Here is a 23,223-nt window from a genome sequence, read left to right on the forward strand (position 1 = left end):
CTCTTGGCTCGGTTACCCGTCGGTCACTCGCAGCGTACGGCGAAATCCCCGCCCGGGGCCCGGTGACATCGCTCACCTCCACCGTCGTTGTGGCCCTCCTCACCGTCCGGCACGGCTGTGGGACGCTGGGAGAGTGACGACTGACGAGGCTGTTGCGGAGATCGCCGGGGTGATGAAGAAGGCCGGGCTGGTCTGGCTCTCCTGGGATAACCGGCGCCCTGCTCCCGCGTGGTTCGCCGCTGTCGACGGCGCGTACGTCGTACTGGCTGATCGTGCGGGTAGTGCCGAGCAGCCGTTGCCCGGGCTGGTCGACGCAGGCGCGGTCGAGGTCGTAGTACCGGCTAAGCCGGCCACCAACCGCTTGGCCAGTTGGTCAGCCGCAGTACGGCGGCTGGAGCCCGGCAGCGACGAGTGGACGACAGCAGCCCAAGTACTGCGTACCGAGCGGCTGAACGCGGCCGGACTCGACAGCCAACTGGACCGCTGGCAATCAGAGGCCGACCTGCTCGTGCTGGAGCCCACTGGCGAGATCACCGAAGCCCTCGGCCGGTACGACGGCAGCTCCCGGCTGGAGACTCCTTCGGGAAGCCCGGCCACCACCCGGGGCAAGCGGCCGATCACCCTGCACCGGCGCTCCAAGCGCAGGCCCAAGCTGACCTGAGCCATGTCCTAGACCGTCGGAATCCCCCCGGGGCACTAGCCTTCGAGTTATGAGCGGACCTCCTTCGCGCGTCTACGTGGCTCGGCTGGCTGGTCTCCCCGTGTACGACCCGAACGGGGACCAGGTCGGCAAGGTCCGTGACGTCGTGGTCATGCTCAGGCAGGGGACCCAGCCACCCCGGGTGCTCGGCCTGGTGGTCGAGGTGTTCACCAGGCGGCGGATCTTCCTGCCGATGACCCGGGTCACCTCGGTCGACGCCGGTCATGTGATCACCACCGGTCTGGTGAACATGCGGCGGTTCGAGCAGCGGCCGACCGAAGTACTGGTGATCGGTGAACTGCTGGACCGGACCGTCACGATCCTCGAGACCGAGACCCAGGCCGTGGTGTTCGACCTGGCGATGGAGCAGTGGCGGACCCGGGACTGGGTGCTGTCGAAGGTGGCCGTCACCGAGGGCGCCAAGCGGTTCCGGCGCCGGGGGCAGTCGCACGTCCTGGACTGGACGGACGTCAGCGGCTTCGCGCAGAGCGAGGAAGGCCAGGGGGCGACCCACATCCTGGCCGCGTTCGAGTCGATGAAGCCCGCCGACCTGGCCGGGGTGATGCACGAACTGTCGCCGAAGCGGCGCAAGGAGATCGCGGCGGCGCTGGACGACGAGCGGCTCGCGGACGTCCTGGAGGAACTGCCCGAGGACGACCAGGTCGAGATCCTGGCCGGGCTGGACACCGAGCGGGCCGCGGACGTGCTCGAGGAGATGTCGCCCGACGACGCCGCCGACCTGATCGCCGAACTGCCGACCGAGACCGCCGAGCGGCTGCTGACGTTGATGGCGCCCGACGAGGCCGAGGACGTCCGCCGGCTGCTGACCTACGAGGAGCGGACGGCGGGCGGCCTGATGACGTCGGAGCCGGTGATCCTGCCGGCCGACGCCACCGTCGCCGACGCGCTGGCCCATGTCCGCAACGCCGAACTGAGCCCGGCGCTGGCCGCGATGATCTACGTCTGCCGGCCGCCGCTGGAGACTCCGACCGGACGGTTCATCGGGATCGGCCACATCCAGCGGCTGCTGCGCGAACCACCGTCGGCGCTCGTCTCCGGCGTACTCGACACCGATCTGGACGGGCTCCGGCCGGACGACAGCCTGCATGCCGTGAGCAAGTACCTCGCGACCTACAACCTGGTGGCGGCTCCCGTCCTGGACGACGAGGGCCGACTGCTCGGAGCGGTCACCGTCGACGACGTGCTCGACCATCTGCTCCCCCACGACTGGCGCCAACCCGATCAGCAGGAGGTGGACGGCCATGCCCCGTGACGACCGCGGTACCGACGAGCGCCGGTTGACCCGGCAGGCCGCCGCCCGGCTGGACATCCCGCGGGAACTGCGCCGCACGATCGTCCGCCGCCGCGCGTACGACGCCGACGCGTTCGGGCGGCTCTCGGAGCGGATCGCGCGGTTCCTCGGCACCGGGCAGTTCCTGGTCTACATGACCGGCACGATCATCTTCTGGGTCAGCTGGAACATCTTCGCGCCGGAGCACCTGCGCTGGGACACCTACCCGTTCATCTTCTTGACCCTGGCACTGAGCCTGCAGGCGTCGTACGCCGCGCCGCTGATCCTGCTCGCGCAGAACCGGCAGGAGGCGCGCGACCGGGTCCAGTACGAACGCGACCGCGACGTCGACGCCCGCGCCCGCGCCGACATGGAGTTCCTGGCCCGCGAGATGGCCGCGCTCCGGATGTCCGTCGGCGAGGTCGCCACCCGCGACTTCCTCCGCTCCGAACTCCGCTCCCTGCTCGCCGACCTCGAACTGAAGGACCGCGAGGACGACCGGGTCTGAAGTAAGGGTTACCTTCCCGGGCGCATGTCACAGTGGACTGCGGTCGGGGGGTTCTGGATGAGCACGTAGCCTGGTGGCATGGCCCCCACTGCTGACCAGGTGACTGCCGCGCTCGGCGGCGTGATCGACCCTGAGATCAAGAAGCCGATCACCGAACTCGGGATGGTCGAATCCGTCGTCGTGCGGACCGACGGGGTGGTCGCGGTCAAGATCCTGCTGACCGTCGCCGGCTGTCCGATGAAGGACACGCTGCGGCGTGACACCACCGCGGCCGTGAGCGCACTCGACGGCGTCACCGGCGTCGAGATCGAACTGGGCGTGATGTCGACCGAGCAGCGGGCGGCGTTGCAGACCCAGTTGCGCGGTGGCGTGGCCGAGAAGGAGATCCCGTTCTCCCGGGCCGACTCGCTGACCAAGGTGTTCGCGATCGCCTCCGGCAAGGGCGGCGTGGGCAAGTCCTCGGTGACGGTGAACCTGGCCGTCGCGATGGCCGCGAAGGGCCTGTCGGTCGGCGTCCTGGACGCCGACATCTACGGCCACTCGATCCCGGCCATGTTCGGCGTCGCCGACGAGCGGCCGACCGCCGTGGACGACATGATCATGCCGGTGCCCGCGCACGGCGTGAAGGTGATCTCGATCGGCATGCTGAAGCCCAAGCGCGACCAGGTGGTCGCCTGGCGCGGCCCGATCCTGGACCGGGCGCTGGTGCAGATGCTGGCCGACGTCTACTGGGGCGACCTCGACGTGCTGCTGCTCGACCTGCCGCCCGGCACCGGCGACATCGCGATCTCGGTCGGCCAGCGGCTGACCAGCGCCGAGGTGATCGTCGTGACCACGCCGCAGGAGGCCGCGGCGGAGGTGGCCGAGCGGGCCGGCACGATGGCGCAGATGGTCCACCAGCGGGTGGCCGGCGTGATCGAGAACATGTCCTTCCTGCCCTGCCCGCACTGCGGCCCGGAGCACCGGATCGAGATCTTCGGCTCGGGCGGCGGCAAGCGGGTGGCCGACACCCTGTCCCAGCGGCTGGGCTACGACATCCCCCTGCTCGGCGAGGTTCCGCTGGACGAGCGGCTGCGCAGCGGTGGCGACACCGGTCAGCCGCTGTCGCTGGCCGACCCGGACACTCCGGCGGCGCAGGTGCTCGGCCAGATCGCCGAGCGCCTCGGCGGCAAGCCGCGCGGTCTGCTCGGCCGGCAGCTCGGGTTGTCCCCGGTCGGCCGCTGATCCTGTTGACTGGGGCGGGTGCCCTTCCCTGCTGAGACACCCGTCCTGACCGACGGCGTGGTGACGCTCCGCGCGCCCCGCCCTGAGGACGTCCCTGGCGCGATCGAGCGCTACACGTCCGAGGCCACCTCGTACGACGCCGACGACGCGCGCAGGTGGATCACGTACGGCATCAGCGAAGCGTGGTCGACCGGCGCCCAACTGGTCTTCGTCATCGACTACCAAGGCCGGTACGCCGGAACCGTCGGGCTGCGGCCGGATCCATTGGGCAACGCGAGTGTGCACTTCGGGCTCTCGCCCTGGGCTCGGGGCCACGGGGTGGCAGCACGGGCGGTGCGGCTGGCGCTCGAGTTCGGTTTCTCCACCTGTGGGTTCTTCGTGATCCATTGGTGGGCCGGCGTGGGCAACTGGGGGTCTCGCCGGGTCGCCTGGGCCACCGGCTTTCACCTCGGGCCGACGATTCCCGCGCTGGCGGAGACCGGCGGGCGGCGTACGGACGCGTGGACCGGGTGGATCGGGCCGGGTGATCCGCGAAGAGCGCGCGAGCCATGGTTCGTGAACCCGGTGCTCGAAACCACACGGCTGCGGCTGCGGACCTGGCGCGACGACGAGGTGGACCGCATCACCACGGCCCGGACGAACCAGGCGACGGCGCACTTCCTGCCGTTCATCCCGCAACCCTTCAGCGCGGAGGACGCCCGCTTCTGGCTGAAGGACATGGCCGAGCAGGCGGCCGCCGGGCGCCGGTTCAACTGGTGCCTCGCGGACCTCGAGACAGACCTTGCCCTGGGCAACATCACGTTGTTCAACCTGCAGAACGGCGAGGGCGAACTCGGCTACTGGGCCCACCCCGACGCCCAGGGTCGCGGCTTGATGGCGGAGGCGATCCGCCTGCTCTCGCACTGGTTCTTCACCGACTTCGGCGGCCGCCGCCTGATCATCCGCACGGCCGCCTCCAACGCCGCAGCACGCCGGGTCGCCGAGTCGGCCGGCTTCACCCACGTCGGTTCCGAACGCCAAGCCTTCCCCTTGGGCACCGGCCAACCCGATGACCGGGTCACCTACGACCTGTTGGCCGCGGACGCCGGTCAGTTGTAGGCGTCCGCCTGGATCCGGTACAGCGCGGCGTACTGGCCGTCGCGGGCCATCAGGTCCTCGTGGCTGCCGCACTCGACCATCCGGGAGCCGTCGAGCACGACGATCAGGTCGGCCATCCGAACGGTGGAGAACCGGTGCGAGACCAGCACCGTGATGCGGCCGTCGGCGTTGTCGCGGGCTGATTCGGCATACCGCTCGAACAGTTCGTGCTCTGTCTCCGCATCGAGGGCGGCGGTCGGTTCGTCCAGAACCAGCAGTAGTGGGCGGTCCCGCATGAAACCGCGGGCCAGCGCCAGCTTCTGCCACTGGCCGAAACTGACTTCGGCGCCGTCTGGCCAGGTCGGCCCGAGTTGGGTGTCCAATCCGGACGGGAGCCGGTCGACGACGTCCTCCGCGCCGGCCCGTCGCACGGCTGTCGAGACCGCCGGCTCGTCGTCGTAGCGCGGGAGGTCGCCGACCCCGATGCTGTGCTGGGCCTGGAACTCGAATCTGAAGAAGTCCTGGAACGCCCCCGCGAGCCGGGCCCGCCACTTGTCGGTCCGGATCCGGTCCAAGGGACGGCCGTCGACCAGAACGCGCCCGGAGGTCGGCTCGTACATCTTGGCCAGCAGCTTCACCAGCGTGGATTTCCCGGCACCGTTCTCGCCGACGATCGCGATCACCCGGCCTGCGGGAAGGTGCAGCGAGACGTCCTCGAGCACCAACCGGTCGGTCCCCGGGTAGGCGAAGGACAAGTGATCCAGCCGGATGCCGTCGTCCAGCCGATCCGGCACCTCGGCATCCGCTTTCGCGGTGAATGCGGCGGCGTACTCCTCCAGCCAGACCAGCCGCCTGGACCCGTCGAGCCAGATGCCGCGCAGGAAGCCGATCTCACCCACGGTCGCCCCGACGTACGCCGACAGCCGGGCGCCTGCCGCCAGCATCAGCAACACGTCCCCCACCGAGCCGTCGAGGCCGGCCGCGACCAGGACCACCGCACCGACGTACGCGCCGCCGAATACGGCCCAGGCGGCAGCGTGCCAGGCGGCGCTGCCCCAGCGCACAGCGGCGATCGGGCGATACCAGCCCTCCCACTCGGTCCGGCGTCGGCTGACCAGGTCCGGGCCGATCCCGGTCACCCGCACCTCCTTGCCAGCCGAGGCGGTCGTCGCGGTGCGGAAGAGATGCTCCGCCAACCTGCTGTACGCCGCGTGGCGCTCCTCCGTGACCCGCTCGATCCCCGGGCGCCAGGCCGAGGTCACCACGGTCGGCAGGGCGAACAGGACCAGCAGCGCGAGTAGCGGGTGGATGGAGACCAGCAGGGCGATCGTCACGCCAAGCCGGAGGATCCACCCGCAGGTCGAGAACAGCGACATGTACATGTGGTCGAGCACGAACACCTGCTTGCGCAGTACCGACAGGCGGTCGAGGTAGTCGCGGCGCTCGTGATGCTCGATGGTCGCAACGGACGCCTGCAGGGTGGCGACGTGGGCCTCGAGGGCGATGGTCACGCGGTCCCGGAACCGGCGCGAGACCCGGGCGCTCACCGTACGAAGCAACCAGGTGGCGGTCACCGAGGCCGCCATCCCGGCGGTGGCCAGGATGACCTTCGCGCGATCCTCGTCCAGCAGGCCGTCCGCGAGGATCTTGAGCCACAACGCGAGCAGGGCGTCGGGAATGGCGGCCAGCAGCGTCATTGCGAAGGCGAACACCAGCAACCCGGGCTCGTGCTGATACCCGAGCTTGCAGAGTCGCCACATGGCCGGCAGCGCGGGCGGCATGATGTCGGGCTCGCGCGGCGGCGCCTCGTCCGGCTCGCGGCGCTTAGAGGACGTCATAGCTCACCCCTTCCTCGTCGGTTTCCGCGGTGAACCGTCTGGCCTGCAGCTCGAACATGGTCCGGTAGCGACCGCCGAGCGCCATCAACTCGTCGTGGCTGCCGAGCTCGATCACCCGCCCCTGCTCGAGGACACAGATCCGGTCGGCATGCCGAACCGTCGAGAACCGGTGCGAGATCAGGATCGTGGTCACTCCGCGCGTCGCGGCGAGGATCCGGTCGAACACCTTCGCCTCGCCCCGGACGTCGAGTTGGGCCGTCGGCTCGTCGAGTAGGACCAGGCGCGCGCCCCGCCGTACTGAACACAGTGCCCGCGCCAGCGCGACCCGCTGCCACTGCCCGCCGGAAAGATCGGTACCCCGGTCGTAGCCCCGGGCCAGCGGGGTATCCAGCTCGGCGAGCTCGTCCGCACCCGCGTCCCGCAACGCGGCGAGAATGTCCTCATCCGGCGCACCGGCCGGCGCGACGTTGTCCCGCAGCGGTAGCTCGAAGCGGATGAAGTCCTGAAAGACGGCCGTCACCTGCTCGCGCCAGGCCGGTACGGACAGGTCGCGCAGGTCCTTGCCGTCGATCTCGATCGAGCCGCTGCCGGGGTCGTACAGGCGGCACAGCAGCTTGGCCAGCGTCGTCTTGCCGGCGCCGTTGCGGCCGACCACCGCCAGCGAAGTACCGGCTGGGATCGTCAGGTCGAGGCCGTCGAACACCTTCTCGGCTGCGCCGGGGTAGGCGAAGGAAAGGTTGCGGATGCGGATGTCACCGGGCGCCGCGGCGACGGGTGACGGGTTGATGCTGAGCGCTCCGGCTGGTGCCATCGCCGCGCGCAAGCGCAGCACTGCCGCGACTGGCGCGGAGGCGCCGTCCAGCGACCAGTTCAGTCCGCCGAACGCGATCATGGCGACGCCGATGGCCAGTTGCGCGTTGGTGATCAGGGCGTCCAGACCGATTCGCTGGTCCAGGGCTGCGGCGGCCAGCGCCCAGAAGACGATCCCGTTCGCAACGGCGACGATCAGCAGGCTCCCGGCCAGCGGCCGCTCCCGCAACCGGGTCGCCTCGTACTGCAGGCTGAACAGCCGGCGCCGCCGCTCGGTGAACTGCTGCACCGCCCAGTCGGCCAGCCCGAACATCCGCAACTCCTTCGCCGGCTCGGGATCGACCGCCAACTGGTAGGAGTAGGCCGCGTTCCGCTGGGCCGATCGCACCTCGTCGGTATTGCGATCGCGCCAGACGCCGCTCTCCCGCAGCAGCCAGTGCGTGGATCCCCAGGCCACGAGCAGCAGGATCGGAGCCCACCAAGTGAAGCCGAAAAGCACCACAGCGCAGGTGATCCCACCGAAGAGCTCCACCAGACTGCCGGCGATGAAGTCGACGTTCATGTACATCGGGGGTCCCGTCTGGCCGCGGTCGAACTCGCGCGCGACCTCCAGGTCCTCACCCAGCGCGGCGTCCTCGAGGTGGCCGATGCCGGGTGGCTCGACACAGGCCTCGGCGAGTTCGTCGTTGAGCCAGGCGGCGACCAGGCTGCCGAGGTTCGAACTGACGGCCTGGTGGATCGGCATCAGGACCTGCAGCAGCACGAACGTGACGCCGACGCCGGTCAGGGGTCCGGCCAGGTCATCACCGCGCTGGACGGTCCCGACCAGATTGCCCATCGCGAGCGCGAAGAGGGCGGGCAGGACGCCGCGGACGATCAGCAGCGACCACCAGAGCGCTGCCAGCGGCGCGCTCGCGCGCGGCAGCACGGTGAAGAACTGCCACTCTGGACGGCTGCGCAGGCGGGCGATCATGCCGACAGCGTGACAGAACCTTCCGACGGTTTTCTTGACGATTTGCCGGAACGCGGCGGGTCAGCAGCGCCTGGAGGTCAGGTGGCCTCGGGGTCGAAGGGGGCGCGGACGCCGGCCGGAAGGCGTTGCGGCGTGGCGTCCATCGAGGAGACCGGCTTGTCGTCGAAGTCGTCGTCGAGGTCGTCCAGCAGGTGCTTGCGGACGAAGCTGCGGGGGTTGAGGTCGCGGACGTCGAGGTCGGCGAACTCCGGGCCCAGTTCGTTGCGCAGGTCGTTCTGTGCGTTGCTCACCATCGTCCGGACCTGCCGCAGCAGCCGGCCGGCGGTGCGGACGAACTCGGGCAACCGGTCGGGGCCGAAGAGGAGCACGGCGATGACGATGATCACCCCCAGCTCGAGCGGCCCGATGCCGAACATGACCCCACCCCTCCCAGCTGATGCTGCCGAACCCGTATCCGATCGCCGCGGACAGCGTAGCCCGCGCCTGGTCAACCCGGTTGCCGGGTCGACCTCCTCAGCAGGCCGGCGTCAGCCGGCCTGTCCAGCCCGCCTGCGTCGGCCGGCCTGTGTCGGCCGCCCTGCGTCGGCCGGCCTGTGTCGGCCCGCCGTCTTGTCAGCCCGTCTGGGCGCCCAGCGTCACGTTCGCCTGGCGTGGCTTGCCCGAGCGCTCGAAGTCGAGCTTCACGCTCTCGCCCGGCCGGTGCGTCCGGATCGCCACGATCAGCGCCTCGGCGCTGCCCACCGGCTGGCTGTTGATCTTGGTGATCACGTCACCGGTCCGCAGCCCGGCCCGCTGGGCGGGCGAACCAGGCGTCACCTCGCTGACCCGCGCGGCGCCCTCGAACTGCATGTCGACCTGAGCGCCGATCACCGGGTACGACGCCTTGCCGGACGCGATCAACTGCTGCGCGGTCCGCCGGGCCTGGTCGATCGGGATCGCGAACCCCAGCCCGATGTTGCCGCTGCTGCCCTCCGGCGCGCCACGGACGGTGGCGATCGCGGAGTTGACCCCGATCACCCGGGCGTTCATGTCGACCAGCGGGCCACCGGAGTTGCCCGGGTTGATCGCCGCGTCGGTCTGCAGCGCGTTGATGTACGAGATCTCGGTGGGGCTGTCCTGGTCGCCCGCGATCACCGGGCGGTCCTTGGCCGAGATGATCCCCGAGGTGACGGTCCCGGCCAGGCCGAGCGGCGAGCCGATCGCCACCACGTCCTGCCCCACCACCGCGGCCGCGGCCGCGAACTGCACCGACGGCGCCTCCAGCCCGGCCACCTGCACGACGGCCAGGTCGTACGCCGGTGAGCGGCCGACCAGGCGGGCCGTGGAGGTCTTGCCCTGCTGGGTCACCACCTGGATCGAGCCACCGGCGGCGGCGCCCGCGACGACGTGGTTGTTGGTCAGGATGTGGCCGGCGCTGTCGATCACGAAGCCGGAGCCGGTCGCGGCGGAGTTGTTCGAGCCCTCCACCTTCAACTGGACGACGCTCGGCAGCAGCGTGTTCGCGACGGCCGAGACCGAGCCGCTGCGGATCTTCGGGTCGGTGCCGACGCCGATCGCCGGTCCGTTCGACTCGTCGACCGATCCGTTGTTGCGGTCGAGCGCGACGATCAGGCCCGCGGTACCGCCGCCGGCGACCAGGGCGACGACCAGCGCGACGATGGCGGTGATCGCGTACACCCGGCCGTTCTTCGGCGGCGGGGACCCCGTGTAGGCCCGGGCCTGCTGGTTGTGCCAGTCCAGCGGCGGCGGAGGCGTGTAGGTCGGCTGGTACGTCGGCCAGGCCTGCCCCTGGTACACCGGGCGGAACGGCTCCTGAGCCTCCGGCCGGCCGAAGCTGCGCTGGGTGGTGGAACGCCCCGGTGTGGACTGCCGGTACGGCTGGTTGCTGCCGGGTTGAGGAATCGGCGAGGCCCCCGCGCCGGCCGAAGGCGGTGTCAGAGCAGAAACAGCAGGCGAGTCACCGGCCTGCGGCCCGGGCGCCGCCCAGGGTGCGGCGGGCGTGGTGGGCGTATCGGGCTCCGGGGGAACGACCGGGCCCGCGATCGGCCGCTCGGTGGGCAGCTCGGTGGTGGGCTCGATCAGTTCGCGGGTGGGTTCCGGATCCGCTGGATCTCGCGGTGTCCGGACTGTCGGCTCGGCGTCATCCCAGCTCACGGTGTCCGCCTCACGTCGTCGTCGTCTCGTGGTCGGGAGGTCCCTGGCCCGGGTTCTGGCAGGTACTCCCGCAATCGATTATCCCAGCTTGTGGGAGAGCGCACTCACCGGAGTGAGCCACGAGGCTATTTTGGCCAGTCCGGTGCCCATCCGCTGGACGGCCGTCACCTTCGGCGGCGGCACGTGCGGGAACGCCGCGACCACCTTCGCCAGTACGTCGTACGGCAGATCGCCGACGAGGGTGTAGACGATCCCGCCGGACGACCAGACGACGTACGACGGCATCCCGTAGCGCTGGTAGATCTTGGCGCCCTCGGGCGTGCTGGTGGCCGTGTACCCGGCGACGGCCGCCGGGTCGAGCTCGCCGCGCTGCTCGAAGAGGGAGACGTTAAACAGCCCGTCGGAGTACGAGAACTGCAGGGACTTCGTGGCGCTGTCCTGGTGCACGTCGTAGAGCTGCAGCGAGCCCGGCAGTGCCGCGGAGCAGGTCCAGCCCTGGTCGCGCAGGCGGTCGACGTTGCTCATCCCGACCGCCTCCACCCCACCCGGAGCCATCGGCGGCAGGTGTCCGAGGAACTCCGTGTCCTCGATGTCCAGCTCGGTGAACACAGTCGCCCGGACCATCGTCTTGCCGTCCTCGCTGAACAACTGCCGCTGCAGCAGCAACCCCGTCGCCTGGTCGATCCAGAACCGGCCCGCCAGCGTCCGGTCGCCGCGAAGCGCCTCGACCACGACCGCGGCCCGCCCGATCGTGTCGGTGCAGCATTTGTAGACGAGCTCGTACGTCGCCGCCAGCAGCGCGAGCGGTCCGCCGTCGACGGTCGGGCCGATCGCGTGGTTCCCCCGCTGCACGAACGCCTTGGCGCCGGGCGACGAGGCCGGGCCGACCACGCTGATCTCGGACCCCTGGGACGCGGCGTGGACGATGTCGAGCATCGCCGAACTGGCGCCCTGCGGTCCCCAAGAGGTGATGATCTGGGTGCCGTGGAACGAGACGCGGTCGGGTGCGGCCGCGGCGCGCTCCAGCCAGCTCACCGCGGTCGGGGAATCCTCACGCTGACCACTGGGTGGTGGCGCGGCTACTGCGGGCAGGGGCAGGCCGAAGCCGATCAGCGCGGTGCCGACCAGTACGGCGAGCCGAGACAGGCTCACTGGTCAGCGCCCCGTCAGAGCCACCGGCTGCAGCGTCGGGCTCAGCCCGGCGTAGCCAGCCCCGTTGAAGGAGTTCATCAGCGCCACCGGGTCCGCGAACGGAGCCCCGTTGGTCGTGGCCGCGTGGTCGGCCGAGAAGCTCGCCACCGGCGGCTGCAGCGCGGGCGGCTGCTCCGTCCGCGCCGGGTCGCCCAGGACGAACGCAGTACCGAGCAGGGAGGCCACGGCCGCGGCAGAGCCGGCCGCACCCAGTACTCCGGTACGCCGGCGCGAGCGGGTGGTCCGTGAGCCGGGCCGGGTCGCGTCCGTCCGGGAAGCGGGGAACGCGGACCGCTGCGGGAACAGCGAGACGGCCGGCGTGACCACCGGACGCACCTCCTCGCGCGGCTCGGTCGAGAACGACGGCACGCCCATCAGGCGCTGCATCAGGTCCAGCGACGGCTCCGGGTCCGGCGTGGCGGCCAGGCGGGTCTTCAGGCGCCGCTGAGCGTCCACCTCGGAGCGACAGCTGTCGCAGATGACCAGGTGACCCAGGACCTTGTCCCGGGAGTCGTGGTCCAGCTCACCGTCGACAACAGCGCTGAGCTTGTCCAAGGGATGTTGCACCGTCACCGGTTGTCACCTCCGGCAAGGAAGGGCCCGTCCGCGGGCGGGCCACTGACACGGGTCTGGCCGGAGCGCGGCGCGCGGTGCTCGAGGTGCTTGCGCAGCATCGAGCGGCCGCGGTGGATCCGGCTGCGCACTGTGCCGAGCTTCACGTCCAGCACGTCGGCGATCTCGTCGTACGTCATGCCCTCGATGTCGCAGAGCACCACGGCCGCCCGGAAGTCCTCCGGCAGCGCGTCCAGCGCGTACTGCACATCGTGGTCGAACAGATCGTGGTCCAGCTTCTCCGCCGGGCCGGAGCCCTTCGCGGGCAACCGGTCGTGCGCGTCCTCGGGCAGCCCGTCGAAACGGATCCGCTGCCGGCGGCGGGCGCCGTCCAGGAAGAGGTTGGTGGTGATCCGGTAGAGCCAGCCCTCGAAGGTGCCCGGGGTATAGGACGACAGCGACCGGAAGACCCGGACGAAGACCTCCTGGGTCAGGTCCTCGGCGTCGTGCTTGTTCCCGGTCAGGCGGTAGGCCAGCCGGTACACGCGGGCCGAGTGGGCCCGGACGATCTCGTCCCAGGACGGCAGCGCCTCGAGCTCCGGCTGCACCTGCGGGGTACTGGGAGCGGGCACCACGGAGGTGTCGACCGGCTTCACGACAACGCCTCCCTGGGTCCTCTCGGCAACGAGTGAGAACACCATGGTGCCGCGTTCACCGTCCTCTGCGCACGTCGGGGACACCCGGGTTCGACCCTGAGATGCCAGTACGACGAGACAACGGCCTCCGCTTCCGGGAAGTTCCCCGGCTCGATCGGTGCTCTCGTAGTACAAGACGCGCCGGCGGCCATTTCGGTTGAACGCTACTTCTCTTCGATCACGGCAATGGGATCTCCGTCACGGACGACCTCGCCCTCCGAGACCTTCATCTCGGTGATCGTGCCGGCCACCTCGGCCAGCACCGGGATCTCCATCTTCATCGACTCCAGGATGACGAGGGTGTCCTCCGGCCCCACCGTGTCCCCGGCCTTGGCGGTGACCTTCTGGACGTTCGCCACCAGCTCTGCCACGACGGTGTGACTCACGTGCGCTCCTCTGCTCCCGGGTCCTCGCCGTCGATCCTAGGCCCCGCCCGCAGCGGAGCGGCGGGCCCGGTGGGAGGCGACCCGGGTGCGGCCGGCGCAGGTCGGCGTACAGAACCGGCGTGGACGGCGTTCGGCCGGGTTCACGAAGACCCGCTCGCAGTCCGACGCGGCGCAGGTGCCGATCGCCTCGAACCCGTGCGCGGCGGCGAACCCGGCCAGGCCCAGCGCAGTACCGGCAGCCAGCCAGTCCGCCCAGGTCGCTTCCGGCCTCGCCACATGCAGATGCCACGGTGACCCGTCGTGATCCGACAAATAGGGCCGTACTGCGTACTCCGCGAGCAGGTCGTTCAAGATCCCCGCGGCCTCGGCCGGCGCCGTGTGGAAGACCGGGCGGATCCGCTCCCGGACGGCCTTCACCTGGGCCAGGTCAGCCTCGTCCACGGTCGCGGTCGGCTCGCCGTGCTCGAGCAGGAACTCCCGGAGCGCTTCCTGAGAGGTCAGCTTCTCCGGGTCGAGGGACTTGGTGTTCACCAGGTCCACTGCCAGCCGGATCATCCGGTCGGGCGTCTTCAGGGTCTCCACGGGACCTCCTCCCACTCTCCGGCTTTCCAGTGGCGGCATCGTAACGGCTTTGTTAGCGTAACGCGTAACTAGCTAATATGCGTTACAGGAGGTTGCATGCTCGCCCGCTACCTCGTCGCCGCGACACTTGCGCGGGTCGGGGACGAGATGGTCGCCTTCACGCTCGTCCTGCTGGTTTTGGAGCGCACGGACAGCCCAGCCCTGGCAGGCCTCACCGGAGCTTCCTACGCCCTCCCAGCGGTCGTCACAGGCCCTCTGCTGGGCGCCTGGCTCGATCGCACCCGCTACCGCCGGACAGCGCTGGCGATCAACCAGGCGGTGCTCGGCGGAGTGATGCTCACGATGCTGGCTGTGGTCGGCCACACGGCCCACTGGGTCACGCCAGCCCTCGCAGCCATCGCTGGTACGACGCTGCCATTGGTCAGCGGCGGGTTCACCAGCATGTTGCCGAGCCTGGTCCCTCAGTCGTTGCTGCCGCGGGCCAACTCGCTAGAGGCCGCTAGCTTCGGTGCTGCCACCATCACCGGGCCTGCCGCGGCCGCGACGATCACTGCGGCTGTCTCCGTCGAGGCCGCTGTCGTAGTCATCACTGTCGCCGCATGCCTGAGCATCCTGGCCATCGGTCGACTGCCTGCCCTGTCGCCAGCCATTCGGGACCACGAACCTTTCCTGAGCTCGGTAGTCGCCGGCCTGGCCCATCTGGTCCGGACGCCTCGCCTGCGGGCCTCCACGGTCAGCACAACGGCCCTCATGGGGATGAGCGGCGTCCTGCTGATCACCCTGCCGCTCCACATGGCCTCGCTCGGTGCACCCAAGGCTGCGGCCGGATATCTGTGGACAGCTCTGGAGATCGGCAGCGTCACCACAGCGCTGCTGCTGGGCCGTCTACAGACCCGCTGGCGGCCGGAGTACGTGGTGATGGTGGCCGTCGCCGCGTACGGCCTGGCGATCAGCACGTGGCCGCTCGCCAGCAGCCTGGCTGTGCTGCTGGTACTTGCGGCCGCTACCGGCCTGCTCGAAGGCCCCATGCTCCCCGCGATGTTCGCGGCGCGGCAGCAGTACTCCCCAGACGCTCTACAGGGTCGCGTCAGCACCACAGCAGCGAGTCTCCGAGTCGGCGCAGCCGCCCTCGGCCAAGCAACCGGAGGCCTCCTGGTACCGATAGTCGGTACACACGCCGCTCTGCTGATAGTGGCCGGTGGCCTGGTCGTGGCGTCTGGGCTTGGTTTTGTCTCCAGCTACTCACCAAAGGCGGTTTCACATGCGAAAGCTGGCTAAGGCTTGGGCCGAGGGATGGGCGATCTCTCGGGGAACGCCTTCCCCTGTAGAGGTTCCAGAGGGCTACCGCATCGACGTTGGGCTGCCGAACCACGTCACCCGCTACGTCCTCCCTGCACACGCTCCAGCACTAGCAGCCCGACTCACGGAGCCTGGGACCTGGCTGAAGGTCTGCGCGGAGGGGCTCGACTTGGATGAGCGGTGGCAGGTGGAGCCGGCTGAGTACCTGATGAGCACGCGCCTGACTGCGGAGGCACTCGTAAGCCCACCCGACCATGAGGTATCGGTCACGACCAGAGGTGCGCTTATCGAGGTTGCAGTTACCAACCAGGGCCAGATGGCAGCGCGAGGGCAGGCCGCACTCGCCGGAAAGTATGCAGTGATTGACCAGGTGATCACTGAGCCGGCTTATCGCCGTCGCGGGCTAGGTACGACCGTCATGCAGGCGCTGGCTCAGGCAGCAACCAGCCGCGGCGCTGCGACCGGAGTACTGGTCGCTACTGCGGATGGTCGAGCGCTCTACAGCCGGCTGGGGTGGAGGCTGGCGTCGCCTGTCACGGCTGCCTGGCTAGGAGTTGTAGATCATCAGCAGTAGCGCCTGATTGTCGCCGTCCAGGCCTTCGTAGAGGTGTGGTTGCGCGGCCTGGTGGTGGATCGAGTCGCCGGCGCCGAGGTCGACCGGGGCATCCGCCGGGCCTGCCTTCACTCGGCCGCGGGTGACCACAAGGCACTCCTGGACGCCGGGCAGGTGGGCCTCCGACAACTGCCGCGCCTGGTCGACTTCGAGTTCGTAGACCTCCACGCTGCCGCGCACGTTCAGCCTGTGCAGAAGGCGGGCATGCACTGAGTCCCCGTCGACCCAAGGGCCTTCCTCCGCGCGGACCACCGTCACCGGCTCCGGCTCGTCCTCCAGCAACGCGCCTAGCGGCACCTCTAGGGCGGCGGCCAGCGCCCAGAGGGTGCTGAGGGTCGGATTGCCCTCCCCCAGCTCGAGCGCGTGCAGCGTGGTCTTGCCGATCCCCGCGGCGGCGGCGAGATCCGCCAGCGACATCTGCCGCTCCTGACGGCGGTGGCGCAGATTGCTCCCGACTGTCCCCGAGATCGTCACGCCGGCCACTATAGCGGTACGATCGTTCCGTTTACTGATACGAACCGTTCGCTGAACCGGAGGACCACCGATGTCCGTCTCGCGTCTCGCACACATCCCCGGCATCGGCGTGGACAAGGTCGGCGACGCCGCGGACGCCGCCCACGATCCCCGGTTCCTGCGGCTGGAGAACCTGGACACCGATCTGGCGCCGCCGGAGATCGCCCGCCGGGTCACCCTGGCGGAAGTGGAGCGCGACGACGCGAACAGCTATCTGCCGTTCCAGGGACACCTGTCACTGCGGCAGGCGGCCGCGGAGCACGTCGGCGCCCTGTCCGGCCGGCAGTACGATCCGCGCAGCCAGTGCGTCAGTGTCGCCGGCGGGCTGAACGGGATCCTCAACGTGCTGCTGGCGACCGTGGAGCCGGGGCAAGAGGTCGTCATCTGCGATCCGATCTACGCCGGCCTGGTCAATCGGATCCGGCTGGCCGGTGGCGTCCCGCGGCACGTGCGGTGCACTCCCACCGACCGAGGGTGGCGCACCGATCCCGACGAACTGGCCGCGGCGATCGGGCCGAACACCGCCGCCGTGCTGCTGATGGGGCCCGCGATGCCGACTGGCGCAGTACTGGGGGTGGAGCACTTCGACGCGATCGCGGACGCAGTACAGCGGTACGGCGTGTGGGTGATCTACGACGCGGCGATGGAGCGGATCCGGTTCGACGGGAAGCCGGTGGCTCATCCGGCCGCCCATCCTGGGCTCGAGGCGCGGACGATCACGGTCGGGTCGGCGTCCAAGGAGTTGCGGATGATCGGCTGGCGGGTCGGATGGGTGGTCGGGCCCGAGGCGATCATGAGCGATGTCGGGTTGGTCGGGATGACCAACGTCGTCTGCCAGGTGGGCATCGCGCAGCGAGCCGTCGCTGCTGCCTTGAGCGACCCGGGCGCCGCTGAGGATGTCGCTGCCGCCACCAGGATCTGGCAGCAGCGTTGCGACACCATCTTGGCGGCGTTGGACGGCTATCCCTGCATCCGGCCGGACGGCGGATGGTCATTGCTGATCGACACGGTCAGCATGGGTCTCACGCCTGCTGAAGCCTCTCAGCGCTTGTTCGACCGCGCTCAGGTGGCCGCGACGCCGATGAACGGCTGGGGACCGACAGGCGAGCGCTATCTCCGGCTTGTGTTCGCCAACGAGCCCGTAGAGCGCCTCGGCGATTTGAAGAGCCGGTTCGACGCCGCCTTCGCCTGACGACGGCTCAGCCCGACGGCGCCGGACCGGGCGCGTCAGTCGAGGATGACCGAGCGGCTGAGGCTCCGAGGCTGGTCCGGGTCGAGGCCGAGGGAGAGGGCCTTCGCGACCGCTACCCGCTGGGCCACCACCATTGAGGCCATCGGGTCGAGGTCGGAGTGGTGGACGATCGTCGCGCCGGTGGCGGCCACGTCGTCGAGCAGACCCGCCGGCGGCTCGCCGAAAATCCAGACCCCGCGGCCGGGCTGCGCGATCGCGATCGGGCCGTGCCTGTAGTCCATCGCCGGGTACGCCTCGGTCCACGCCGACGCCGCCTCGCGCTGCTTCAGTCCGGCCTCGTGCGCCAGGCCCACGGTCCACCGCGTCCCGACATACGTGACCTGCTCCAGCTTCGCCAACTCGTCCACGTCGACCGTGAGCGCCCGCTCGGCGTCGGCCGCGGCCTGCGCGAGGTCCTCCCCCAGCGACGCCCGCAACAACGCCAGCGTCGTGGTCGCGAACCTGGTCTGTACTACGGACTGCTCGTCGGCGAAGTCGAGCATGATCGTGTGGTCGGCCAGGTCCACGATCGGGGAACCAGGTGTCGCCGTGATCGCGATCGTCGGCAACTCGGTGTCGCGGATCAGGTCGAGCACCTCGGTCGTCGTACCGGAGCGGCTGATCACCACCACCGCGTCGTACTGCCGGCCGGCCGGGAACTCCGAGCCCGCGAACGCGTCGGTCTCGCCCTGGCCGAGGTCCTCGCGCAGGGCGGCGTACGCCATCGCCATGAACCAGGAGGTGCCGCAGCCGACGGCGGCAACCCGTTGACCGGATTGGGGCAATGCGCCACCGTACTGCGCGAAACCGGCTGAGACCTGCCGCCAAAGATCTGGCTGAGTGGCGATCTCAGTGCTCACGAATGGCGTGTCGGTCATGTCGTCTCCGGAGATGTAATGGTCGAAACTGCTCGAACGTGATCGAATAGCGCCAACCGGCAGCCGGACGGCTGACCGATTGTGTGAAGGAGGAGCCCCGGGTGAAGCGTTATGAACGGCTGAACACGTTGCTCGAGTCGCTCGCCGAGAAGGGTGCGATCGATGTCGACGAGCTCGCCGAGCAGTTGCACGTGTCCGCGGCGACGATCCGCCGCGACCTCGACCACCTGGGAAAACAGCAACTTCTGACCCGTACCCGCGGTGGCGCCGTCGCCAACGCGGTGTCGTACGACCTGCCGCTGCGCTACAAGACTGCGCGTTTCGCATCGGAGAAGCAGCGGATCGCGCAAGCCGCCGCCACCCTGGTCCGTCGCGGCATGGTGATCGGGATGAACGGCGGCACCACGATCTCGGAGGTGGCGCGCACGCTGGCGACCCGGCCGGAACTGTCGGCCGAGCACGGTGAGCCCGCCTTCACCCTCGTCACCAACGCGCTGAACATCGCCAACGAACTGATCGTCCGGCCGCACGTCAAGATGGTGCTCACCGGCGGCGTCGCCCGGCCGCAGTCCTACGAGATGATCGGCCCGCTGTCGCACCGGATCCTGGCCGACCTGTCCCTGGACATCGCCTTCATCGGCGTCGACGGGATCGACGAGACCGGCGCCACCGCCCACCACGAGGGCGAGGCCAACATCAACCAGTTGATCGTCAGCCGGGCCGCCAAGGTGGTCGTGGTGGCCGACTCCAGCAAGCTCGGCCAGCGCGCCTTCGCCCGGATCTGCGAGCTGAGCGAGATCGACACCCTCGTCACCGACGCCCAGGCCGACGAGTCCCAACTGGCCGTCTTCAAGGAAGCCGGCATCGACGTCATCCGGTCCTGACATCGCGCGCACCTCCTTCAAAGGGTGTTTCCTGTCGGGTCAGGTCGATCATATCTGCTCAACGGCCGAAGTTACGAGCAAGAGTGCGCAATCTCAGCGCGGGAGACGCTGTCAGAGGCACGGGTGGCGCTAGGCTTCGCTGAGATGAGTAGCGCAGCGGCATCGATCAGGGAGGGCATCATCGCCACGGGCATCGACCCCACGTCCTGGGCTTACGCCGAGGACTACACCGGTGAGGACGAGGTCGTCACCGGGGCCCGGGCGAGCGCGGAGGACAGTGGGATCTCCGCGATCGGGCCCGGCGCGGCCTCCGCGCTGAGCATGCTGGCCGCGGCGGTGGGCGCGAAGGCGGTCGTCGAGATCGGCACCGGCACCGGCGTGTCCGGCCTGGCCCTGCTCCGCGGCATGCGCGCCGACGGCACCCTCACCACGGTCGACATCGACGCTGAGAACCAGCGCCTGGCCCGCAAGACCTTCCTCGACGCCGGCGTCCCCTCGAACCGGTTCCGCCTGATCGCCGGCTCGGCTCTGGACGTGGTCACCCGGCTCACCGACGGCCACTACGACCTGGTCTTCTGCGACGCCGACAAGCGCGAGTACACGGCGTACCTTCACGAGGCGCTCCGCCTCCTCCGCCCGGGCGGCGTCGTCGCCTTCGACAACGCCCTCCACGGCGGCCGCGTCGCCGAGCCGTCCCAGCGCGACCCCGACACCACCGCCGTCCGCGATCTGATCCGCGCCATCCGCGAAGACGACAACCTCGTCTCCGCCCTCCTCCCGGTCGGCGACGGCCTCCTGGCCGCCGTCAAACGCCCGAAGGTCTGAACCCCTGCCTCCGTCACTCAATGCGAGCGCGGCTTGCAGAAAGTAAGACGGTTGGTGACCGACCTTCGCCCGCAAGGCGGCAGCGGAAGTTGGTGATGCCCGAGGGACCGGCCGAGCGGTCCGCTGGCGGCGGAGCCCGCCGCTCAGCCCTCGAGAACCGCAGCAAGCCGGGTGATGGCCGTGGTCACCGCGGCGGGGTGGGTGGCGTAGCAGAGGCGGAACCAGCCGGGTTCTGCGGTGTGAAAAGAGGTGCCTGGGGTGAGGTTGAGCTTTGCCTCGGTGAAGATGCGAGCGGGCTCGGGCTCGAAGGTGCGGAGGTCGAGGTAGAGGAACAGGCCTGCCTGGGCTGGGAGGTAGGGGATGCCTGCCGCGGTCAGGGCTGTGGTGGTGAGGTCGTACGCCGCCAGCAGGCGGGTGCGGGCGGTCTTGAGGGAAGAGTCGACCCAGGGCTCGTCTGAGATGAGGTCCCGGAGCAGGACCTGGGTGTCGCTGGAGGGGGTTGCCAGGCGGGCCTGGGACTGGGCTGCGGCTCGGATGTCGGGGTTGCGGGTGTGGAGGACGCCCACCTTGTAGCCGCTCAGGGCGAAATCCTTGGCGAAGCCCCAGATGAGGTGGATCCGGTCTGACGGGGCGAGTTGGCCGCAACTGAAGAACTCGCCGTGGTGGACGGAGAGTGCGTAGATCTCGTCCACGATGAGGTGCAGCCCATGCTTCAGGGTGACCTCGGCGATCGCCCGCAGAGTCTGTTCGTCGTACAGGTGGCCGAGGGGGTTGCTCGGGGACAGGAGGGCTACCGCTCGCACCGGTACGTCGGCCTGGAGGATCGCTTGCTCGACAGCCTCGGCGGTCAGGGCGAACCCGTTGGCCGGATCGAGTGGCGCGGGGATGATCACCGCTCGCGTTCGTCCGGTGAGCGCGCCGTCCACGCCAGAGAAGTACGGAGCCGGTACGACGATGCCGTCGCCTGGTTCGCACAGGGCGAAGGCCAGCACCTCGAGGGCGACTCCCGCGCCGGCCAGCACGACCAGGTCGTCCGGGTCGACCTCCGTCTGGAAGACACGGCGAGCCAGGAACGCGGCGAGCGCAGTACGGAGAGATGGGGAGCCGGCGAGTTCCTGGTAGTGCGTGTCCGCGGCCGTGATCGAACGTGGTGCGGTCAGTCGTGGTTCGAGCAGGTCGAAGAGCAGGTGGTTCTCCGCAGTACCGAGGTTGATGTAGCCCGACGGGTTGTCCAGCGACCAGGGATCCTCGGCCATCGCCTCGAAGACATTCACCCAGAGAACCTGGTCAGCTCGGCGGTCACCAGATGCCACGTATCGGTCTGCGGATCGATCACCTCGTAGTGCCCCACACCCTCCGCCCGCACGAACCGGGCGGTCGGATGCGCGGACACATAGGACTCGGAGATCGTGATCGGCACTCGCTTGTCGGCCGTCCCGTGCACGATCACCACCGGCCTGATCGGCGCCGGCAGATGAACCGGGTCGAGATCGTTGCGCACCCCACTGCCGATGAAGTCCTGGACCGCGCCCTTGTCCAGCCCGAGCCGATCCGCCGTCAGCAGGTCGGCAACGGGGGCCAGGGCAACGGTCCCCCGCAGCCGGACCGGGTTGATCGTTGCCGCCGCCCACAAAGCCAACTGGCCGCCGGCGGAGTGGCCGGCCAGCACGAACCCGGCGTGCAGGTCCATCAACTCCGGCAACGCGTCCAGCGCGGTCCGGATGTCACTCGTGGTCAGATCGGGCTCACCGGGCGCCCGCCGGTACTCGATCGATGCCACCGGCCACCCTTCGTCGGCCAGCGCCTCACCGAGCGGCCGGGCGTGGATCCGGTCGTACTCCGGGCGCCAGAATCCGCCGTGGATGAAGACGATCGCCGGCCGGTACTCCTTCGCGTGCCAGACGTCGATCACCTGGTCCTCGTGGTCGCCGTACCGGAGCAGCTCGTCCGGCTCACGGGCCTCGCGGGACAGGACAGCGCGGTTCTCACTCATCTGACCTCCCTAGAAAACGCAGGGCGTTGTCAGACAGCAGCTTCGCGCGTTGAGCGGCTGAGAGCCAGTCCGCCCGCCGGACCACCTCCCCCACGGGACGCTCACCAAGCGGGTACGGATAGTCACTCCCGACCATCACCCGGTCCTCGCCGAGCGTGTCCACCAGCAATCGCAAGGCGGGTTGCTCGAAGACCACGGTGTCGACGGAGAACCTGTTCAGGTAGTGGCTCGGCGGATGCTCCGACTTCCCCCGTACCACGTCGCCGCGGCGCTGCCAGGCGTTCTCCACCCGGCCCAGCCAGAAGGCGAAACTCCCACCCCCATGGGCGAAACAGATCCGCAACGACTCGGGCAGTTCGTCGAAGGCGCCGCCGAGAATCATCGCCAGCAGCGAGAGGTGCGTCTCCGCGGGCATCCCGGTCAGCCAGCGGGCCATCCAGCGATCCAGCCGCGGCCCACCCGGCATGTCCCACGGATGCACCAGGACCGGCGCTCCGGCCTCGGCGCAGTGTTTGAGGAAGGCAACGATCCCGGCGTCGTCGAGATCCTTGTCGCCGACGTGGTTGCCGATCTCCACGCCGACGTGGCCGGCGGCGAGGCAGCGATCCAGCTCCGCGCAGGCGGCGTCGGGGTCCTGCAGCGGGACCTGGCAGAACGGGACCAGCCTGTTGTCCCCGGCCAGTGTTTCCAGGGTCAGGTCGTTGAAGATGCGCGCTACCTTGACAGCCTGGCCGGCCGGCCGGTCGTAGGCGAAGAACACCGGCGTGGGTGAGACCACCTGCAGGTCGATGCCGTCAGCATCCATGTCCTGGCGGCGAACGGCGGGATCCCAGGCCTGCGCGCCGACCGGGCGGAACTCGGTCTCGCCGACCATGATCATCGCGGCCCGCTCGGAGTCGATCCGCAACCACGGCCAGCCGTCCCCACCGCAGGCCTGGCCCAGGTCGGGCCAGCCCTTCGGCACCAGATGCGTGTGAACGTCGACGCTCCGCGCCGTCACGCGGCC

Annotated in this window: 24 protein-coding genes; 10 read left to right on the plus strand and 14 right to left on the minus strand. The window is 69.6% G+C overall.

Going from position 1 to position 23,223, the window contains the following annotated elements:
* Nucleotides 1–133 precede the first annotated feature (133 nt).
* The 5 genes from ABD255_RS32340 (at nt 134) to ABD255_RS32360 (ending at nt 4,821) form a co-directional block, all read left to right on the plus strand.
* On the plus strand, nt 134–661 hold the full coding sequence (locus ABD255_RS32340; RefSeq protein WP_344220595.1) for a hypothetical protein: 528 nt from the start codon (nt 134–136) through the stop codon (nt 659–661).
* A gap of 49 nt (nt 662–710) precedes the next feature.
* Entirely contained in the window at nt 711–1,973 is a 1,263-nt protein-coding gene (locus ABD255_RS32345; protein WP_344220596.1) for a magnesium transporter MgtE N-terminal domain-containing protein, read from the plus strand.
* Nucleotides 1,963–2,499 carry a DUF1003 domain-containing protein gene (locus ABD255_RS32350; RefSeq protein WP_344220597.1) on the plus strand — a complete coding sequence of 179 codons (537 nt, stop codon included), beginning with the start codon at nt 1,963–1,965 and terminating at the stop codon, nt 2,497–2,499. Before ABD255_RS32345 ends, ABD255_RS32350 begins: the two co-directional genes overlap by 11 nt.
* Nucleotides 2,500–2,577: 78 nt before the next feature.
* A complete protein-coding gene (locus tag ABD255_RS32355) occupies nt 2,578–3,723 on the plus strand; it encodes an Mrp/NBP35 family ATP-binding protein (protein WP_344220598.1) in 1,146 nt (381 codons plus the stop codon).
* A gap of 18 nt (nt 3,724–3,741) precedes the next feature.
* On the plus strand, nt 3,742–4,821 hold the full coding sequence (locus ABD255_RS32360) for a GNAT family N-acetyltransferase (protein ID WP_344220599.1): 1,080 nt from the start codon (nt 3,742–3,744) through the stop codon (nt 4,819–4,821).
* On the opposite strand, the gene ABD255_RS32365 is transcribed toward ABD255_RS32360, so the two are convergent.
* The 9 genes from ABD255_RS32365 to ABD255_RS32405 all read right to left on the minus strand — a co-directional run bounded on the left by ABD255_RS32365 (nt 4,812) and on the right by ABD255_RS32405 (nt 13,981).
* Nucleotides 4,812–6,638, minus strand: a complete 1,827-nt coding sequence (locus ABD255_RS32365) for an ABC transporter ATP-binding protein (protein WP_344220600.1) — start codon at nt 6,636–6,638, stop codon at nt 4,812–4,814. The genes ABD255_RS32360 and ABD255_RS32365 overlap by 10 nt on opposite strands.
* Nucleotides 6,625–8,421 (minus strand): ABC transporter ATP-binding protein, encoded by a 1,797-nt coding sequence (locus ABD255_RS32370; RefSeq protein ID WP_344220601.1) that lies wholly within the window; start codon nt 8,419–8,421, stop codon nt 6,625–6,627. The genes ABD255_RS32365 and ABD255_RS32370 overlap by 14 nt, the downstream gene beginning before the upstream one ends.
* 77 nt (nt 8,422–8,498) lie before the next feature.
* A complete protein-coding gene (locus tag ABD255_RS32375) occupies nt 8,499–8,837 on the minus strand; it encodes a sec-independent translocase (RefSeq protein WP_344220602.1) in 339 nt (112 codons plus the stop codon).
* Between the two features lie 196 nt (nt 8,838–9,033).
* Nucleotides 9,034–10,575: a S1C family serine protease gene (locus ABD255_RS32380; RefSeq protein ID WP_344220603.1), complete on the minus strand. Its 1,542-nt coding sequence runs from the start codon at nt 10,573–10,575 to the stop codon at nt 9,034–9,036.
* Nucleotides 10,576–10,653: 78 nt separating this feature from the next.
* Nucleotides 10,654–11,727 carry a transcriptional regulator gene (locus ABD255_RS32385; protein WP_344220604.1) on the minus strand — a complete coding sequence of 358 codons (1,074 nt, stop codon included), beginning with the start codon at nt 11,725–11,727 and terminating at the stop codon, nt 10,654–10,656.
* Nucleotides 11,728–11,730: 3 nt separating this feature from the next.
* Entirely contained in the window at nt 11,731–12,339 is a 609-nt protein-coding gene (locus ABD255_RS32390; RefSeq protein ID WP_344220605.1) for an anti-sigma factor family protein, read from the minus strand.
* Complete coding sequence (gene sigE, locus ABD255_RS32395; protein ID WP_344220606.1) at nt 12,336–13,019, minus strand: RNA polymerase sigma factor SigE; 684 nt, start codon at nt 13,017–13,019, stop codon at nt 12,336–12,338. The genes ABD255_RS32390 and sigE overlap by 4 nt, the downstream gene beginning before the upstream one ends.
* A gap of 158 nt (nt 13,020–13,177) precedes the next feature.
* Nucleotides 13,178–13,399 carry a biotin/lipoyl-binding carrier protein gene (locus tag ABD255_RS32400; RefSeq protein WP_112244158.1) on the minus strand — a complete coding sequence of 74 codons (222 nt, stop codon included), beginning with the start codon at nt 13,397–13,399 and terminating at the stop codon, nt 13,178–13,180.
* A gap of 36 nt (nt 13,400–13,435) precedes the next feature.
* Nucleotides 13,436–13,981, minus strand: coding sequence for a CGNR zinc finger domain-containing protein (locus ABD255_RS32405; protein WP_344220607.1), 546 nt, complete (start codon nt 13,979–13,981; stop codon nt 13,436–13,438).
* A 96-nt stretch (nt 13,982–14,077) separates the two neighbouring features.
* Between ABD255_RS32405 and ABD255_RS32410 the strand changes: the two genes are divergently transcribed.
* Both ABD255_RS32410 and ABD255_RS43895 read left to right on the plus strand, forming a co-directional pair.
* Nucleotides 14,078–15,259: an MFS transporter gene (locus tag ABD255_RS32410; RefSeq protein ID WP_344220608.1), complete on the plus strand. Its 1,182-nt coding sequence runs from the start codon at nt 14,078–14,080 to the stop codon at nt 15,257–15,259.
* Between the two features lie 337 nt (nt 15,260–15,596).
* Complete coding sequence (locus tag ABD255_RS43895) at nt 15,597–15,854, plus strand: GNAT family N-acetyltransferase (RefSeq protein ID WP_486336051.1); 258 nt, start codon at nt 15,597–15,599, stop codon at nt 15,852–15,854.
* Here ABD255_RS43895 and ABD255_RS32415 read toward each other — a convergent pair.
* Nucleotides 15,828–16,367 carry a helix-turn-helix domain-containing protein gene (locus ABD255_RS32415; RefSeq protein WP_344220609.1) on the minus strand — a complete coding sequence of 180 codons (540 nt, stop codon included), beginning with the start codon at nt 16,365–16,367 and terminating at the stop codon, nt 15,828–15,830. The two genes, ABD255_RS43895 and ABD255_RS32415, sit on opposite strands and share 27 nt — an antisense overlap.
* Before the next feature lie 70 nt (nt 16,368–16,437).
* On the opposite strand from ABD255_RS32415, the gene ABD255_RS32420 reads away from it, so the two are divergent.
* Entirely contained in the window at nt 16,438–17,598 is a 1,161-nt protein-coding gene (locus ABD255_RS32420; RefSeq protein ID WP_344220610.1) for a pyridoxal phosphate-dependent aminotransferase, read from the plus strand.
* Nucleotides 17,599–17,633: 35 nt separating this feature from the next.
* On the opposite strand, the gene ABD255_RS32425 is transcribed toward ABD255_RS32420, so the two are convergent.
* Nucleotides 17,634–18,515: an SIS domain-containing protein gene (locus ABD255_RS32425; RefSeq protein WP_344220611.1), complete on the minus strand. Its 882-nt coding sequence runs from the start codon at nt 18,513–18,515 to the stop codon at nt 17,634–17,636.
* 101 nt (nt 18,516–18,616) lie between these two features.
* On the opposite strand from ABD255_RS32425, the gene ABD255_RS32430 reads away from it, so the two are divergent.
* Together ABD255_RS32430 and ABD255_RS32435 are read left to right on the plus strand one after the other, a co-directional pair.
* Nucleotides 18,617–19,399, plus strand: a complete 783-nt coding sequence (locus ABD255_RS32430) for a DeoR/GlpR family DNA-binding transcription regulator (protein ID WP_112244167.1) — start codon at nt 18,617–18,619, stop codon at nt 19,397–19,399.
* Nucleotides 19,400–19,543: 144 nt separating this feature from the next.
* The gene (locus tag ABD255_RS32435; protein ID WP_344220612.1) at nt 19,544–20,224 is read left to right on the plus strand and encodes an O-methyltransferase; all 681 of its coding nucleotides are present in this window, start codon (nt 19,544–19,546) and stop codon (nt 20,222–20,224) included.
* Between the two features lie 143 nt (nt 20,225–20,367).
* Here ABD255_RS32435 and ABD255_RS32440 read toward each other — a convergent pair whose 3' ends face one another.
* The 3 genes from ABD255_RS32440 to ABD255_RS32450 are packed head-to-tail and all read right to left on the minus strand — an operon-like array spanning nt 20,368 to nt 23,217.
* Nucleotides 20,368–21,498, minus strand: a complete 1,131-nt coding sequence (locus ABD255_RS32440) for an aminotransferase class I/II-fold pyridoxal phosphate-dependent enzyme (protein WP_344220613.1) — start codon at nt 21,496–21,498, stop codon at nt 20,368–20,370.
* Nucleotides 21,495–22,217, minus strand: a complete 723-nt coding sequence (locus tag ABD255_RS32445) for an alpha/beta hydrolase family protein (RefSeq protein ID WP_344220614.1) — start codon at nt 22,215–22,217, stop codon at nt 21,495–21,497. Before ABD255_RS32445 ends, ABD255_RS32440 begins: the two co-directional genes overlap by 4 nt.
* A complete protein-coding gene (locus ABD255_RS32450) occupies nt 22,210–23,217 on the minus strand; it encodes an amidohydrolase family protein (protein ID WP_344220615.1) in 1,008 nt (335 codons plus the stop codon). Before ABD255_RS32450 ends, ABD255_RS32445 begins: the two co-directional genes overlap by 8 nt.
* Between the last annotated feature and the right edge of the window lie 6 nt (nt 23,218–23,223).

The sequence above is a fragment of the Kribbella sancticallisti genome, from assembly GCF_039530625.1.
Classification (GTDB): domain Bacteria; phylum Actinomycetota; class Actinomycetes; order Propionibacteriales; family Kribbellaceae; genus Kribbella; species Kribbella sancticallisti.

Coding starts and splice junctions, on each gene's coding strand:
- ABD255_RS32370 (WP_344220601.1), bottom strand. CDS start 8,421: ATGATCGCCCGCCTGCGCAGCCGTCCAGAGTGGCAGTTCTTCACCGTG.
- ABD255_RS32375 (WP_344220602.1), bottom strand. CDS start 8,837: ATGTTCGGCATCGGGCCGCTCGAGCTGGGGGTGATCATCGTCATCGCC.
- ABD255_RS43895 (WP_486336051.1), top strand. CDS start 15,597: ATGGCAGCGCGAGGGCAGGCCGCACTCGCCGGAAAGTATGCAGTGATT.
- ABD255_RS32350 (WP_344220597.1), top strand. CDS start 1,963: ATGCCCCGTGACGACCGCGGTACCGACGAGCGCCGGTTGACCCGGCAG.
- ABD255_RS32345 (WP_344220596.1), top strand. CDS start 711: ATGAGCGGACCTCCTTCGCGCGTCTACGTGGCTCGGCTGGCTGGTCTC.
- ABD255_RS32365 (WP_344220600.1), bottom strand. CDS start 6,638: ATGACGTCCTCTAAGCGCCGCGAGCCGGACGAGGCGCCGCCGCGCGAG.
- ABD255_RS32410 (WP_344220608.1), top strand. CDS start 14,078: ATGCTCGCCCGCTACCTCGTCGCCGCGACACTTGCGCGGGTCGGGGAC.
- ABD255_RS32445 (WP_344220614.1), bottom strand. CDS start 22,217: ATGAGTGAGAACCGCGCTGTCCTGTCCCGCGAGGCCCGTGAGCCGGAC.
- ABD255_RS32420 (WP_344220610.1), top strand. CDS start 16,438: ATGTCCGTCTCGCGTCTCGCACACATCCCCGGCATCGGCGTGGACAAG.
- ABD255_RS32435 (WP_344220612.1), top strand. CDS start 19,544: ATGAGTAGCGCAGCGGCATCGATCAGGGAGGGCATCATCGCCACGGGC.
- ABD255_RS32425 (WP_344220611.1), bottom strand. CDS start 18,515: ATGACCGACACGCCATTCGTGAGCACTGAGATCGCCACTCAGCCAGAT.
- sigE (WP_344220606.1), bottom strand. CDS start 13,019: ATGGTGTTCTCACTCGTTGCCGAGAGGACCCAGGGAGGCGTTGTCGTG.
- ABD255_RS32355 (WP_344220598.1), top strand. CDS start 2,578: ATGGCCCCCACTGCTGACCAGGTGACTGCCGCGCTCGGCGGCGTGATC.